The organism is Carnobacterium alterfunditum DSM 5972 (genome assembly GCF_000744115.1).
GTDB classification, from domain to species: domain Bacteria; phylum Bacillota; class Bacilli; order Lactobacillales; family Carnobacteriaceae; genus Carnobacterium_B; species Carnobacterium_B alterfunditum.
Window position 1 is genome coordinate 2,123,974 of the sequence record NZ_JQLG01000004.1, and the last position, 15,934, is coordinate 2,139,907.

The following is a 15,934-nucleotide window of genomic DNA, read 5'->3' on the forward strand; positions in this document are numbered from 1 at the left end:
AATATGGCAGTAAAAATTCGTTTAAAACGCATGGGATCTAAAAGAAATCCATTTTACCGTATCGTAGTTGCAGATTCACGTTCTCCACGTGATGGACGTTTCATCGAAACTGTAGGAACATACAATCCAGTTGTTAATCCAGCAGAAGTAAAAGTGGACGAAGAATCAGTATTAAAATGGTTAGCTAATGGTGCTCAACCTTCTGATACAATTCGTAACATCCTTTCAAAAGAAGGCATTATGAAAAAATTCCATGAATCAAAAAACAGTAAATAAAAGGATGTTTTCTATGGCTGACATAAAAGAATTAATTCTTACAGTTGTGAGTCCTCTTGTAAGTCATCCTGATGAGTTGATGATTGATTTAGTAGAAACTGAAGAGTTTTTAGAATATCAATTATCAGTTCATCCTGATGATGTAGGGCGAGTAATTGGAAAAAAAGGTCGCGTAGCTAAAGCTATCCGTACAATTGTTTACAGTGTGAGAGTTCTTGGACTTAAGCGTGTAAGATTAACAATTGTAAATAGCTAAATTCTGAAAAAGAAATCATTTCTTCAATAAGAGATGGTTTCTTTTTTTATTAAAAATTTTATCAAAAATGCTAATTGAATAGAGCAAGTCTATAATTTCCAGTTCTAAGCAATCAATTCGATCAATTGCTTGGAACTTTTGGAAGAATAAAGGACACTAAACTTTGAACGGTACTATGACTCTATATAAAAACAATCGTTCTATTAAAAATCTCTTTTGAAACACCAATACTATTTGTTAAATAACCAATAGAGTTAAAAAGAAAAACTAATTGTAAATGAGGGAACGAAATGATGAAAATGTACAATGTAGGAAAAATTGTTAACACACAAGGAATAAAAGGTGAGGTCCGTGTTATTTCAAAAACAGATTTTCCAGAAGAACGGTATAAAAAAGGGTCGACATTATCTTTATTTAAAGACGGAAAAAAAGTAACTGAATTAACGGTTGCAAGTCACCGCAAACAGAAGAACTTTGATATTATTTCTTTTGAAAACCATCCTAACATCAATGATGTAGAAAAATACCGTGATTGCATGTTGAAAGTTAGTGAAGAGCGATTAACTGATTTACCTAAAAATGAATTTTATTTACACCAAATTATTGGGCTGACCGTCCAAGATGAAGAGAAAAATGTAATCGGAAAAATCAGCGAAGTAATGTCACCAGGTGCTAATGATGTATGGGTAATTGAGCGACCTAAAAAGAAGGATTTGCTGATTCCATACATTGAAGATATAGTATTAGAGGTAGATTTAGAAGAGCAGCTAGTCACTATTCATGTGATGGAAGGGCTAGATGATTAATGAAAATTGATGTTTTGACCTTATTCCCAAGAATGTTCCAAGGGCCATTGACCGAGTCCATTATTGGAAAAGCTATTGAAAAAGATTTACTTCAAGTGAATGTGATGAATTTTAGAGACTACACAGATAATAAACACCAAAATGTAGATGATTATCCGTATGGCGGCGGTGCAGGAATGTTGTTAAAAGCACAGCCTATTTTTGCTGCACTAGATGCCGTAAAAGAAAAAAATCCAGATACAAAAAAACGTGTAATTTTATTGGATCCGGCAGGTATTCCGTTTACTCAATCCGTAGCAGAAGAATTAGCAGATGAAGAGCACTTAGTGTTTATTTGCGGCCATTATGAAGGCTATGACGAACGTATTCGGACTCTGGTAACAGATGAAATTTCTTTAGGTGATTATGTTTTAACCGGTGGAGAATTAGGCGCTATGGTGATAATCGATGCAACTGTTCGTTTACTACCTGAAGTTTTAGGGAATGATCAATCGGCTAAAACAGATTCTCATTCTACGGGTCTTTTAGAACAGCCACAATACACCAGGCCTGCTGAGTTTCGTGGGATGAAAGTTCCGGATGTACTAATTAGCGGCAATCATAAAAAAATAAAAGAGTGGCAAGATAAAGAATCAATCAGACGTACAATTGAGAGACGTCCTGATATGCTTGAGACAGTAAAGTTATCAGAAGAACAGCAAAGATATTTAAAAGAAATAAAACAAGAGAATTGAGCTTTTGATAAGACATTCTAAAAGAACAAAGATAAAGTGATTTTAAAATTATAAAATAAGGGAATTTACTTTACACCTATTAGAACATATGGTAATATTATTTGGTGAGCGGGTAGAACCTGCCATTAAACGATGTTCCGCTGTGTCCATATTGCGATGCATGAATGTTTGTTGGAAGGAGAAAATACTATGAGTAAATTAATCGAAGCAATTACTAACGGCCAATTACGTGAAGACATTCCAGCTTTCCGTCCAGGAGATACTGTACGTGTTCATGCTAAAATCGTCGAAGGTACTAGAGAACGTATCCAATTATTTGAAGGTGTTGTAATCAAACGCCGTGGTGCTGGAATCAGCCAATCTTATACAGTTCGTAAAATTTCTAATGGAATTGGCGTTGAACGTACATTCCCATTACATTCACCACGTGTTGCTCAAATTGAAGTTGTTCGCTTTGGTAAAGTACGTCGTGCTAAATTGTACTACTTACGTGAATTACACGGAAAAGCAGCTCGTATCAAAGAAATTCGTCGTTAAGATGTTTTTTTTAAGTTCTAACCTAATTAGGTTAGAACTTTTTTTGTTTTCTAAAATACACTGTTAATTATAAACAGAGTACGTTATAATTGAAAATGAAAAAGCGATTAGAATTTAAAAAAGTGGGGTATTGTAGAGTGAATAAAGCATTAGTAAACTTTGAAGCCATATTAAAAGCAAAAAATGTTCCTTTAGCTAAGAAAGAAATAAAAAACGGACAAATTCTGTATAATGGTAAATTTAAACTGAATGATAGTCAATCTTTACCATTTGGGATTGTTTTTGACAATAAAGAAGAAGGTATTATTGATTTTCAAATTGTCTACCATAAACTAGCTTATGTAACAAATTTTGATGCAAAACATCAAGTTTTAGACGTTTTAAATGAATTAAATGAAATGAAAACAGGATATTACCGTGTTTGTCTTGCAGGAGACGGAGAAATTTATATGAGACTTCTTTCTCGTACAACAGAAGATGTGAGAGCAGCTTATGAAATGATGATCGTTGGCTCAACGATTGCTAAAAGTATTCTTCCAAAAATTGAAGAAGCTGTGGCCAAAAAATAAAATTTGAATTCAGGCAGATAGATATCCAAAAGAAAGCAGGGGTTTTATGAAAGATCAAAAGCCTTTATTTCATGCTGAAATGGTTAATGAAACGGGTGTAAAGGGTCAAGCATTTGTAAAAAATGGTGGGCTAAAAGTTAAACTTTCTAGTCCGTTAAATGACGATGAAGGCACAAATCCTGAAGAATTGATTGGATTGTCTTTGAGTACTTGTTTAAATGCCACGATTCAATCTTTATTAAAAGCAAGAGGAAAAGAAAATACAAGCCGCGTTGAAGCTCATGTCGATTTTATGCGTGAACCAAATGGAATTGGCTACTTCTTTAACGTAAAAGCTTTTGCAAAAATTGACGGGTTGTCTTTTGAAGAAAATGAAAAAATCGTGAAAGAAGCTGAGAATCGTTGTCCTGTATCTAAATTATTAGCAGGAAGTGAGACAGTGTCAGTAAAAGCTGTTAGAGAGTTTTAATCTAAAAGACAAAAAGACCTTCAAAATTATTTTTGAAGGTCTTTTTACTGCAAATAAATTACCTATAATTTGTAAACTGAAGATCTATTGGTAAATTAGCATCTCGCAATAAAGCAATGACTTGTTGCAAATCATCACGGTTTTTACCAATCACTCGTATTTGATCGTCTTGTATTTGTGTTTTAACTTTGATACCCGATTTTTTAATGAGTTGAGTAATCGTTTTTGCGTGTTCTTTGTCGATCCCACTAATCAAGTCAGCGAATTGACGCACATTTCCGCCAAAAGCTTTTTCGGTTGAAGAATAGTGCAGGTTTCTGGTGGGAACGCCTCTTTTGACCAATTTATTAGACAAAACGTCTTTTACTTGCTCTAATTTAAAATCATCATCTGAAACTAAAATTAATTTTTCTTTTTCTAATTTGATCTCGCTGAGGGATCCTTTAAAATCAAAACGATTAGCAATTTCTTTTGTTGCTAACTGTATAGAATTTTTTATCTCTTCCATATTCATTTCTGAAACGATATCAAAACTTGCTTCTTTTGCCATAATTGTTTCCTCCTTCTAAATAGTGCTCTTAAATTGTACCACAAAGGCGTGTGCAGGAGAAGGAAACGGATACAAATGAGAGGGTAATGAAGAAAAGTGAGTTTTTCTTTATTTATAAGGGAAAACTTGTTATCCTTGTTTGATTAAGTTAGTAGGGAGTTGTAAAATGACACAATTAAAAACACCAAATTTTTGGATCGAACAAGCCAAAAAAATCTTCTTCGTTTTTTTTGCAGCGATTACAAATGCAATTGCTTTGAATAACTTTTTAATTCCCTCAAATATTTATGCTGCAGGGATTAATGGAGTTTCGCAATTAATATCAGGTATTTTAGATGGTTCTTTAGGCATCATTATCGATACGGGTGTATTGATACTTGTATTTAACATACCTATCGCGCTACTTGGATGGTTCAAAGTAGGGAGAAATTTCACATTATACAGTTTCATGACTTCGGTTTTGATTTCGTTTTTTGCTATTCTTTTACCGATAAATCCATTGACGAATGATCCTTTGATGAATGCTCTGTTTGGAGGCATCATTAGTGGAGCAGGAATTGGATTTGCTTTGAAATTTGGTTTTTCGACTGGTGGAATGGATATTATTTCAATGGTATTGGCCAAAACAACAGGAAGATCGATCGGGACATTGATATTTTCAATGAATTTACTCATTGTTTCATCGGCTGGTTTACTATACGGTTGGGAATATGCTCTTTATACCTTGGTATCGATTTACGTTATGACTAAGATGATTGATACAATACACACCAGTCATCAAAAAGTGACAGCTATGATTGTAACCAATGAACCGGATGCTTTGGTGAAGAAAATACACGAAAAATTAATAAGAGGAATTACAATTATTCCTGCTAAAGGTGCTTATTCAAAAACGGATCGTTCTGTTCTAATGATGGTCATTACTCGTTATGAAATGTATGAATTAGAACAAGCGGTCAGAGAAGCAGATGCTTCAGCATTTGTTAATTTTATGGAAACAAATAAAGTACTAGGAGAATTTTGGAGTTTTGATCGACAAAAAGAATCTCAACTAAAAAGATAATATAAGTGAGGCTGGGACATAAGCCCGAGCCTCTTTGCCTATCCAACTATTGATTCTAGAGGTACTGCTAAAAAGTAGCCTCATCGGTAGAAAATAAAACAAAAATAGATTGAACATTTTATGATTCAAATATATAGGGTCTATAATTTTTGGCGTTAACAGATCAGTTTGATCACTCACTTGAAATTTCTTTTAAAAGACCAATACCATTTATTGACCAATCGATATAGATATCTATATCAAAAAAAGAGTTTGTTTATCAGTTTCCTGATAAGGTGCTGACCCCTAAAAGTTAGAGTTTTTATTATTCAGCTGATTGGCTGGTTTGAATTCGGTATTCTACCGGACTTAAGCCAGCCAATTTTGCTTTTGATCGAACATGATTATACCATTCGATATATTCTTCAATTCTTGATTTCAATTCCTCATAACTGACTAATTTCTCCCCATGATACATTTCTTGTTTTAGGATGCCGAAGAAATTTTCTATTGCCGCATTATCTGCACAAGTCGCCTTGCGAGACATACTCTGAAAAACGTTATTTTTCTTTAGTGTTTTGACCCAATGATTATGCTGATACTGCCAACCTTGATCAGAATGAAGAGTGGTACGAACCGTGGCGTATTCTTTAAGCATGCCGATGGCTTCTTCCAAAGGTTTCATCACTAAGTCCAGGATAGGTCGTTTATTTATTCCATAAGCTATCACTTCACTATTAAATAGATCTAGAATAGGACTAAGGTAGAGCTTTTCTCCGCCTGTACATTTAAACTCTGTCACGTCGGTGACGAGCTTCTGTAAAGTGATGGATGTAGAGAAGCGTCTATTTAACTTATTCTTGGCAATAGTGCCTACTTTTCCTTTATAAGAGTTATATTTCCGAGATTTTCTAATAAATTTAACACACTTCAAACCCATTTCTTTCATGAGACGATAAACTTTCTTGTGATTGACACTATAACCTAGTTTCTTCAGTTCATTTGTAATGCGTTTGTATCCAAATCGCTCTTTGAACTGAAAGAAAAGTTGTTCAATCTGTTCTTTTAGTCGCTGATTACTATCTATTTTTTTTAATTGCTTTACGTAATAGTGATAGGTTGACTCTGGAATACCCACCACCAGAAGGATATCTTTTAGTTTGAATCCTTCTTCTTTAAGTTCGTATGCCACTGCTGCTTGTGCTTTTCGAGAAAGACGTCGGGATTCTTCTGAAAAGCTTTCAACTTTTTTAAATAGGCATTCTCCAATTTCAGTAGTTCAATTTCTCGTTCTAATTCTTGTCTAGAACAATCTGCTGATGTGCCTGGTTTCAGTTGCTGTTTTTTTGGTTTTTTAGTCATTGAAGGACGCCCCTTTGGGTGTGGTTTTAGGCCTTCAATTCCCTTGCCTTGGAAAGCTTGATTCCAATTTGCGATAAGGGAAGGATTATTCATGCCGAAGGTAATGGCTGTATCTGAATAAGAAGTGCCTGTCTGTTTTATAAAGTGTAATACATCTACCTTAAATTGAACAGAGTAAGCTGCTTTCGTCTGTTTCCTTTTTAAACCGTCCAAACCAAGTTTTCGGTATGCCTTTACCCAATTATTAAGGGGAGTTGTAGAGGAAAGAGCATATTTCTTCGCTAGTAATTGAAAGCCCAAAGGGCCGTTTAGATACTCTTGAACAACTTGTAACTTAAATTCTTCACTATATTTTGTCATAAAAACAACCCCCAAAAGTTTAGATTTCACTCTAACTTTTGGGGGTCGCTACCTAAACAAACTCTTTTTCCTATTCTCAGCTAGTTATGTCCCAAACTCACTTTTTTAATGGTTGATCAAGATCAACTATTAAACTAATCCAAAGTAATTTTCTAAATAATGAGCTAGCCCATCTTCATTATTGGTTTTTTCTGTTATATCATTTGAAATATGTTTTAAAGTATCGATCCCATTTTTCATAACTACGCCGTGTCCAGCGTATTGGATCATTTCATAATCATTGTCTTCATCACCAAAAGCAATAATATCTTTTTGTTTGATGCCATATACTTGTGCAATGCGTTCAACACCTAGTGCTTTTTGCACACCGGCTGCAACGATTTCTAAACAAGGTGATTGTCCGCCCCAAGTTCTAATTTCAACAGTATCGCCATAACGAGCTGAGATTTTTTCAATAATATAGGCTTGATTTTCTGCATCTGTAAAAACACAAACAGCAGTAGGATCTTCTTTCAAACTAGATGCCGTAAGTTTTGAAGCCCTATTGCTTCCTTCTGGAAAGAAGCCGTTGTAAGGAACGAAATAATTATCTGCAAAAACGGTATCTTTTAGTTCTGCTGCAATTAAATGGATATTTAATTCTTTTTTTAATGTCAGCATATCTAAGGCAATCTCACGATCTAATGTTTTGTGGTACTGTGATTCCCAATTCAATTGATCTGGTAAGTGACACAAAGCGCCATTAAAGTTTACAATAGGCGTTTCCATACCTAATTGAGTATAGAACTGTTTACTGTTTCTGTATGGTCTGCCTGTAACGATTGAAACAAGGTGACCGGCATTTCTTAAAGTCTTCAAAGTATTTTGGGTCCTAACCGAAATTTCTGAACGATTATTTAATGTGGTCCCATCTAAATCTAGAGCAATTAATTTTTTATTCATCAAGATCCTCCAACTATTATTCATTTATTTTATAAAAGTTTCTAGGTTTCGTTTATGATACACTTACTACATAGAATCTACACAAATAGTGTACCATAAAGTCTATAAGAATGAATACAGAAAGAGGATAGATAGATGATAACAGTAGAGCACAAATCCATTAATGGAATTCCGATATTAGAAGTTGTTTTAACAGAAAGGCTAAATGAGATCTTGCCAACGGTTGTTTTTTATCATGGATGGACAAATCTTAAAGAAAGTTCTTTGGTCCATGGTTATGAAATTGCTAAAAAAGGATTTAGAGCATTAATTCCTGAAGCCTATTTGCATGGAGAAAGAAGCAAAGGGATACCAGTAGAAGAGAGAAGTTTAGAGTTTTGGGATGTTGTGCAGCATAATATTATTGAATTCCCTGCTATAATCGATCACTATGTTAAAGCAGGATTGACGGACCAAAGCCGTGTTGGGGTATCAGGCCTCTCAATGGGCGGTATGACAGCGAGCGCCATTTTAACGCAATATCCTTGGCTAAAAACAGCGGTTGTTCTAATGGGAAGTCCCTCGCCAATTTCTTTTTCTAAGTGGTTATTATCATCCAAATGGCAAACAGGAGCAGAAATCGATTTTGAGTCAAAACAATTTGCTCCGGCTATAGAGTCGTTAAAAATTATTTCACTTGATTTACAACCGGAAAAAATTGCTGGGAAATTTATCCACTTTTGGCATGATGAAGACGATGATTTAGTGCCTTATCAACCTACTTTCGATTTTTATAAAAAAATAAAAAATCAAGATTATGGAAAACATGTGAGCTTTACAACAACTGAAAGCTATGGTCATCATGTACCGCATATGATTTCGGTTGAAACAGCCGAATTTTTCGATAAACACTTATAAAGAAAATAGGATCTCTCGTTGAAATAATTTACTTTTAGGAAGACAAGAGGTAATATAATATCAAAAAGAGAAGGTGTCTAACTCGTGGAACCGACTAACTGGAATGAAGAAAAAATAAATGAAATCAAAGGGGAAATACTTTCTGCTTTAGAGCAGGTCATTGATCCTGAATTGAACATTGATATCGTGAACTTGGGTTTAATTTACGGTGTCGAAATCGCTGAAGACAAACATTGCGTAATAAAATTAACGCTAACTACGATGGGCTGTCCCTTAGTGGATACTATAACCGATGACATTATGAAAGCAATGCAAACGATCCCTGAAATTTCTTCAACTGAAGTAAAATTAGTCTGGTATCCAGCCTGGGATACAAGTAAAATGAGCCGCTATGCAAGAATTGCATTAGGTGTAAGATAAAGAAAAGTTTACTCTACTAAAAAAGTTAGGGTAAACTTTTTTAGTATCCGCACTAAAACCAGAACTTTGTTTTGGGAGTAAAAATTTATTATAATGAATCAACAAAATAGGTGAAGACTCAGGCGTTTCGTTTTACCTTTATTGACCAAATTAGTATACTGAAATTAGGTAAATCAAGGAGGAGTTCCAATGGATATCGAAAAGATGACTACTACAATGCAGCAAACCCTTGGAGAAGCACAAAGCATCGCCGTAACAAGAAAACATCAGGAAATCGATCTTCTTCATTTATGGAAGATCTTTTTAACGCCAGATCATTTTGCGCGTGGGCTTTACCAATCTTTAGAAATCGATACAGAAAAATTCGAGTTTTTTGTAGATCAAGAATTGGATAAATACCCTACTGTTGAAGGATTAAATGTTCAATATGGACAGGGTATGAGTCAAAACTTATACCGTCTATTAACGGAAGCCGATAAAATCAGAACTGATTTTCAAGATGATTTTCTTTCAACTGAAATCGTTTTACTAGCGCTAATGCAATTAAAGAACCATAGTTTGACTAATTATTTAACTAAAAATGGCTTAACTGAAAAAAAATTAGAAAATGAAATTAAAAAAATAAGAGGAGGAGATCGTGTGACCTCACAAAATCAAGAAGAAACTTATCAGGCACTCGAAAAATATGGAACGGATTTAGTCAAAGCTGTAAAAAGTGGAGACCAGGATCCGGTTATCGGAAGAGATGATGAAATTCGTGATATGATTCGTATTTTATCTCGTAAAACTAAAAATAATCCGGTATTGATTGGAGAACCTGGAGTAGGTAAGACAGCTATAGTGGAAGGATTAGCCCAGCGGATCGTCCGAAAAGATGTACCAGAAAATCTAAAAGGAAAAACTATTTTTTCATTAGATATGGGATCGTTGATTGCAGGGGCAAAATATCGAGGAGAGTTTGAAGAACGTTTGAAAGCGGTATTAAAAGAAGTGAAAAAAAGCGAAGGACAGATCATCTTATTTATTGATGAGATCCATACGATCGTTGGAGCTGGGAAAACGGAAGGCAGCATGGATGCAGGGAATCTATTGAAACCGATGTTAGCCCGAGGCGAACTGCATTGTATTGGTGCGACAACACTAGATGAATATCGAAAATACATGGAAACTGATAAAGCTCTTGAAAGACGATTCCAAAAAGTACTCATTAATGAACCGACAGTGGAAGAGACTATCAGTATTTTAAGAGGATTAAAAGAACGATTTGAGATCCATCACAGTGTAAATATCCATGATAATGCCCTAGTTGCTGCTGCAACATTATCCAATCGTTATATTACGGATCGATTCCTACCGGATAAAGCAATCGACTTGATAGATGAAGCGTGTGCGACTATTCGGGTTGAAATGAATTCAAGGCCTACTGAATTAGACCAAGTTTCTCGCCGATTGATGCAATTAGAAATAGAAGAAGCTGCATTGAAAAAAGAAAAAGATGATGCTAGTATGCGAAGATTAGCAATCATCCAAGAGGAATTATCTAATTTACGTGAAGATGCTAATCACCTGAAAATGAAGTGGGAGACTGAAAAAGAAGAAGTAGCTAAATTACGTGATAAACGTGCTGAAATCGAAAAAGCACGCCATGAATTAGAAGAGGCCGAGGGTAATTATGATTTAGAACGTGCCGCTGTTCTAAGACATGGGCAGATCCCGGCTTTGGAGAAGGAATTGAAAATGCTTGAAGAGCAACAGTTAGCAGCGCAAGACGATCAAGTCAGACTGGTACAAGAATCGGTTACTGAAGAAGAAATCGCAGTCGTTATCGGCCGGATGACAGGCATTCCCGTCAGTAAGTTGATCAAAGGAGAACGCGAAAAATTGATGCATTTAAATACAGCATTAAGTGAACGGGTCATTGGTCAAGAAGAAGCAGTACAAAGTGTGTCAGATGCAGTTATAAGGGCTCGAGCAGGTATTCAAGATCCAAATCGTCCGCTAGGTTCATTCCTATTTTTAGGACCTACTGGTGTAGGGAAAACGGAATTAGCTAAAGCGTTAGCTGAAAACTTATTTGATTCGCAAGACCATATGGTGCGGATCGATATGAGTGAATATATGGAAAAACATACTGTTTCAAGATTGATAGGAGCACCTCCTGGTTATATCGGTTATGATGAAGGTGGGCAACTAACTGAAGCGGTGAGAAGAAGTCCGTATACGATTGTTTTGTTAGATGAGATAGAAAAAGCTCATCCTGATGTGTTTAATATTTTGTTACAAGTATTAGATGATGGACGCCTAACAGACTCAAAAGGCAGAATGGTTGATTTTAAAAACACTGTTTTAATCATGACAAGCAATATTGGCTCTGTTTTATTGCTAGAAGGCACAGATGCACAAGGACAAATAAAAGAAGCGACGAAAGAACACGTGATGTCATTGTTAAAAACATCCTTTAAACCAGAATTTTTAAATCGAATCGATGATACGATTTTATTCGCACCTTTAGGTATAGATGTTGTGAAGAAAATTATTCTTAAATTGACACGCGATTTGGCTTTACGATTGGCAGAACAAGATATTGAGCTGTCCATTTCAGAAGAAGCACAAGTATGGATAGCAGAAAAAGCTTATGATCCTATGTATGGAGCAAGACCGTTAAAGAGATTCATTACTAAACAGGTAGAAACGCCCTTAGCTAAAGGTATTATTTCTGGGGAGATTCCACCAAAATCTAAAGTTACGATTACTTTAGAAGCGGATCAATTATCTTATGAAACGGTAATTCTAGATAAATAAACAAAAAAAAGACATTCACCAGAATGTCTTTTTTTGTTTATTTAAGTTTATTTAGTGGCATGCTCATGTCTTTGATCAGGAAGAGTTTTGGCAATCAAAATAACCATGACCCCGATAAATAATCCCATACCTGAAGCAAGTACAAAATCATATGAACTACCGGATAATGAACTTCCAATGTAATTTACCGCTTGTCCTATAAAGAATCCCCAAAATAAAGTTACTAAATATTTCATAAATTTGACCCCTCTTCTTTTACAAGTTCATTCTATCACTTTCAAGAAGTTTGTAAAGTAGAAGTCAATAGATTTTTTTTGATAACATTCCGCTTTGGGATGATCAAGTAAGAATAAAAAGTTCGTTTAGAAGGTTTGCGTATCCGAATCTTAGAAGGGTATAATGGTAAATAGCAAGTTAGAATGGAGTGACAAAAATGTCATTTGTACAATTGCAAGTTATTAGTTCCTATAGTCTATTACAAAGTACCATTACAATTGAAAAATTAGTGATCAATGCTAAAGAAAGAGGTTATCAAGCAATAGCCTTGACCGATCACAATATCTTATATGGGATGGTTGATTTTTATAAAATGTGTAAAAAACATCAAATCAAGCCTATTTTAGGCTTAACGTTGGATGTTGGCGGTATTATAAAAAAAGAAGAGAACCATTCGATTATATTGTTAGCAAAAAATGTTGAGGGATATGAAAGTTTGATGGCTCTTTCAAGTGAAAAAATGTTATTAACTGAAAATGAGCGCTTAACGATCGAACGTATCAAGCCACATAGTCAAAATTTAATTGCGCTGACACCTGGAGAAGAAGGAGAAGTTGAAAAATTATTGCTCCAAAATGAGAGGAATTCCGCAGCAATAGTTGTAAAAGAATGGCAAAATATATTTCCAGCGGACCAATTTTATTTAGGGGTCCAACTCCAACCAAAACTAAAAGCGATCAAAGATGAGTTGAATGCATTAGCAGCTGAAACAGGAATCGCTACTGTTGCGTTGCAAGATATTCGATACATTGATGCAACGGATGACTTTAGCACGAATGTTTTAAGAGCAATCGACAAAGGCGAAGTTCTCTCGATTGAAAATGCGGTTATTTCAGGCGAATATTATTTGCCTGAAAGCAGTCAAACAGAAAAAATATTCAAAGATAACGGCTTGGAAAAAGCAGCTCAGCGAACCAATGAAATAGCTGCCATGATCGATGTAGAAATAGCATTGAACCAGCAATTGCTGCCAAAATTTCCTTTAGCGAAAGAGAGAAAGACAACTGAATTCTTAAAAGAACAATGTTTGAAAGGATTGCATTTAAGAGTACCCAAATCAGATGAACGATACACTAAACGTTTAGATCATGAGTTGACAGTTATTGAAAAAATGGGATTTGAAGATTATTTTTTAATTGTGTGGGACGTAATGGCTTACGCTCATAAAGTGAAAATTGTGACGGGTGCAGGTAGAGGTTCAGCGGCCGGCTCGCTAGTTGCTTACTTACTTGAAATTACTGATGTTGATCCAATTGAGTATGATCTGTTATTTGAACGATTTTTAAATGAAGAACGTTATACAATGCCTGATATTGATTTGGATTTTCCAGATAATCGGCGAGAAGAAATTTTACAATATGTAAAAAATAAGTATGGTGTAAATCATGTTGCTCAAATAGCTACTTTTGGAACCTTGGCTGCTAAAATGGCTTTAAAAGATGTAGCGCGAGTATTTGGCCTGAGCCCTGCAGAAGCGAATATCTGGTCTAAAGCTATTCCAAAGGTACTTGGGATAACATTAGAAAAAGCCTATCAACTTTCTTCATCTCTCAAAAAGATAGTTGGAGAAAATGATAAAAATACGCTTCTATTTGAGACGGCTAAAAAAATCGAAGGATTGCCGCGACATATATCAACGCATGCAGCAGGTATCGTCATCAGCGATAAATCTTTAACGCGTTACGTCCCTTTGCAGCAAGGTGGAGGAGAGCTACTGTTAACACAGTATCCGATGGGAAATGTGGAAGAAATCGGTTTGTTGAAAATGGATTTTTTAGGGTTGAAGAATTTAACTATCATAGATAATGCACTGAAACTTATTCAAAGAGAAACCGGGGAACGCATCGATTTGTTAAAAATCTCAATGCAAGATCAAGAAACGCTTCGATTATTTCGTCAAGCAGATATGGTAGGAATATTTCAATTTGAATCTGCAGGGATCAAAAATGTCCTTCGCAGATTAGAACCATCCTCGATCGAGGATATTGCAGCTGTAAATGCGTTGTATCGTCCCGGTCCCATGGAACAGATCGATACGTTTATCAAAAGAAAAAAAGGTATTCTCCCGATTGAATACCCTCATGAAAGTCTATCAGCTATTTTAGCTGTCACATATGGTGTAATGGTGTACCAGGAACAAGTCATGCAAGTGGCTGCAAAGATGGGCGGATACACATTAGGTCAAGCGGATATTTTAAGAAGAGCAATCGGGAAAAAACAAAAAGTAATTATTGATAAAGAAAGGAACCATTTTATCTCCGGTGCCGACAAACTTGGCTATACTGAAGAGGTGGCTAAGCAAGTCTATGATTATATCGAACGATTTGCAAATTATGGTTTTAACCGTTCCCATGCGGTTGCGTACTCTTTTATTGCCTACCAGATGGCCTATTTAAAAGCTCATTACCCTAATGCTTTTTTTGTAGCGTTATTGAATTCTGCTTTAAACAATTCGACTAAAATGAAGGAATACATCATTGAAGCAAAAAAAAGAACCATCAAAGTTCTTTCACCTGATATCAATGATAGCTTCAGCGGCTTTACACTAACTGGAAACAATATTTTGTTTGGATTCAATTCAATTAAAGGATTAAGAAGAGATATGATCGTCGAAATGATCCAAAAGCGAAAGAACGATGGAAATTATTTAGATTTGATCGATTTTCTTAAAAGAGTAGATAAAAAATGGTTGAAGCCTGAGTATATCAAACCGTTGATTTATGCTGGAGCATTTGATCGATTTGAGTATTCGAGAGGAACGCTCTTAGCTTCAGTTGAAGGAATCGTTCAAAGCATAAAGATGAGTGGGAATAATAGTGATTTGTTTGAATTATTAAAACCTAAATATGAATTTGCTCCGGATCTGACAATAGAAGAAAAGTTGGAAACAGAAGAGCAATATTTAGGCACCTATTTATCCGGTCATCCAACAGAAAAGTACGACCAACTACGACAATGGAAACAAGTTGACTACATGAGTGAACTGACAGTTGGGAAAACAAGCAGAGTAATAGGAATGATAAAAAATGTTCACAAAATCCGAACAAAAAAAGGCGAATCGATGGCCTTTGTGACCATCAGCGATACTTCAGGAGATTGTTCGCTCACCCTTTTTCCAATAAAATATCGTCAGTTTATTGATCTGCTTACAAATGGAACGATTTTATATGTATCGGGAAAAGTGGAGACGAAGCAAGAAGGACCGCCTCAAATGATTGTCAATCAAATGGATGACGCTGCTAGAATTGCTGACAACCATACAACTAAAAAATGTTTTATCCGGATACAGGCAGAACAAAATAATAATGAAACTTTAGGGCAGATGAAAAAGCTGATGATAAAATCAAAAGGGAATATTCCAGTTGTTTTATACTATATGCAAACGAATAAGAAAATTGTTTTAGCAGAAGAAAATTGGATCGAGGATACTACTGAACTTCTTGAACAATTAAAAAAACTTCTTGGAAAAGAAAATGTTGTAATCAAAAATAATCCTGAATAATTCATACTTTTTTTGAAATGCTCTGGAAAAACTGTTCTAGCGCTAGTTTAAGCTGGATTTCTCAACACCCTTTGGGTGTGCAAAAAAAACCCCAATCTGTTATGGTTAAATCACCTAAACGTAACCAAAGAAAG

The 15,934-nt window shown here is 35.2% G+C and carries 17 protein-coding genes; 12 read left to right on the forward strand and 5 right to left on the reverse strand.

What is annotated here, in order from left to right; all coding sequences use genetic code 11:
* Positions 1-3: 3 nt before the first annotated feature.
* The 7 genes from rpsP (at position 4) to BR50_RS10490 (ending at position 3,647) form a co-directional block, all read left to right on the forward strand.
* On the forward strand, positions 4-276 hold the full coding sequence (rpsP, locus tag BR50_RS10460) for a 30S ribosomal protein S16 (RefSeq protein ID WP_034548496.1): 273 nt from the start codon (positions 4-6) through the stop codon (positions 274-276).
* 13 nt (positions 277-289) lie between these two features.
* Positions 290-532, forward strand: coding sequence for a KH domain-containing protein (locus tag BR50_RS10465; RefSeq protein WP_034549165.1), 243 nt, complete (start codon positions 290-292; stop codon positions 530-532).
* Positions 533-822: 290 nt separating this feature from the next.
* Positions 823-1,338: a ribosome maturation factor RimM gene (gene rimM, locus BR50_RS10470; RefSeq protein ID WP_034548497.1), complete on the forward strand. Its 516-nt coding sequence runs from the start codon at positions 823-825 to the stop codon at positions 1,336-1,338.
* Positions 1,338-2,072 carry a tRNA (guanosine(37)-N1)-methyltransferase TrmD gene (gene trmD / locus BR50_RS10475; protein ID WP_034548498.1) on the forward strand — a complete coding sequence of 245 codons (735 nt, stop codon included), beginning with the start codon at positions 1,338-1,340 and terminating at the stop codon, positions 2,070-2,072. Before rimM ends, trmD begins: the two co-directional genes overlap by 1 nt.
* Positions 2,073-2,261: 189 nt before the next feature.
* Positions 2,262-2,609 (forward strand): 50S ribosomal protein L19, encoded by a 348-nt coding sequence (gene rplS / locus BR50_RS10480; RefSeq protein ID WP_034548499.1) that lies wholly within the window; start codon positions 2,262-2,264, stop codon positions 2,607-2,609.
* Between the two features lie 137 nt (positions 2,610-2,746).
* Entirely contained in the window at positions 2,747-3,178 is a 432-nt protein-coding gene (locus tag BR50_RS10485; RefSeq protein ID WP_034548500.1) for a hypothetical protein, read from the forward strand.
* 46 nt (positions 3,179-3,224) lie between these two features.
* Entirely contained in the window at positions 3,225-3,647 is a 423-nt protein-coding gene (locus tag BR50_RS10490; RefSeq protein ID WP_034548501.1) for an OsmC family protein, read from the forward strand.
* Between the two features lie 58 nt (positions 3,648-3,705).
* Here BR50_RS10490 and BR50_RS10495 read toward each other — a convergent pair whose 3' ends face one another.
* A complete protein-coding gene (locus BR50_RS10495) occupies positions 3,706-4,197 on the reverse strand; it encodes a YajQ family cyclic di-GMP-binding protein (RefSeq protein WP_034548502.1) in 492 nt (163 codons plus the stop codon).
* Positions 4,198-4,363: 166 nt separating this feature from the next.
* On the opposite strand from BR50_RS10495, the gene BR50_RS10500 reads away from it, so the two are divergent.
* Complete coding sequence (locus BR50_RS10500) at positions 4,364-5,260, forward strand: YitT family protein (protein ID WP_034548503.1); 897 nt, start codon at positions 4,364-4,366, stop codon at positions 5,258-5,260.
* Positions 5,261-5,564: 304 nt separating this feature from the next.
* On the opposite strand, the gene BR50_RS10505 is transcribed toward BR50_RS10500, so the two are convergent.
* From BR50_RS10505 to BR50_RS10515, 3 genes are all read right to left on the reverse strand, one after another.
* Positions 5,565-6,431, reverse strand: a complete 867-nt coding sequence (locus tag BR50_RS10505; protein WP_081884465.1) for an IS3 family transposase — start codon at positions 6,429-6,431, stop codon at positions 5,565-5,567.
* A complete protein-coding gene (locus BR50_RS10510) occupies positions 6,395-6,961 on the reverse strand; it encodes a helix-turn-helix domain-containing protein (protein ID WP_034546224.1) in 567 nt (188 codons plus the stop codon). The genes BR50_RS10505 and BR50_RS10510 overlap by 37 nt, the downstream gene beginning before the upstream one ends.
* 129 nt (positions 6,962-7,090) lie before the next feature.
* On the reverse strand, positions 7,091-7,903 hold the full coding sequence (locus tag BR50_RS10515) for a Cof-type HAD-IIB family hydrolase (RefSeq protein ID WP_034548504.1): 813 nt from the start codon (positions 7,901-7,903) through the stop codon (positions 7,091-7,093).
* Between the two features lie 135 nt (positions 7,904-8,038).
* Between BR50_RS10515 and BR50_RS10520 the strand changes: the two genes are divergently transcribed.
* The 3 genes from BR50_RS10520 (at position 8,039) to clpB (ending at position 12,022) form a co-directional block, all read left to right on the forward strand.
* On the forward strand, positions 8,039-8,800 hold the full coding sequence (locus BR50_RS10520; RefSeq protein ID WP_034548505.1) for a prolyl oligopeptidase family serine peptidase: 762 nt from the start codon (positions 8,039-8,041) through the stop codon (positions 8,798-8,800).
* Positions 8,801-8,884: 84 nt separating this feature from the next.
* Positions 8,885-9,220, forward strand: coding sequence for a metal-sulfur cluster assembly factor (locus tag BR50_RS10525; protein WP_034548506.1), 336 nt, complete (start codon positions 8,885-8,887; stop codon positions 9,218-9,220).
* Positions 9,221-9,409: 189 nt separating this feature from the next.
* On the forward strand, positions 9,410-12,022 hold the full coding sequence (clpB, locus tag BR50_RS10530) for an ATP-dependent chaperone ClpB (RefSeq protein ID WP_034548507.1): 2,613 nt from the start codon (positions 9,410-9,412) through the stop codon (positions 12,020-12,022).
* 47 nt (positions 12,023-12,069) lie between these two features.
* On the opposite strand, the gene BR50_RS10535 is transcribed toward clpB, so the two are convergent.
* Entirely contained in the window at positions 12,070-12,258 is a 189-nt protein-coding gene (locus BR50_RS10535; protein ID WP_034548508.1) for a YjzD family protein, read from the reverse strand.
* A 197-nt stretch (positions 12,259-12,455) separates the two neighbouring features.
* Between BR50_RS10535 and dnaE the strand changes: the two genes are divergently transcribed.
* Positions 12,456-15,800: a DNA polymerase III subunit alpha gene (dnaE, locus tag BR50_RS10540; RefSeq protein WP_034548509.1), complete on the forward strand. Its 3,345-nt coding sequence runs from the start codon at positions 12,456-12,458 to the stop codon at positions 15,798-15,800.
* Positions 15,801-15,934 lie beyond the last annotated feature (134 nt).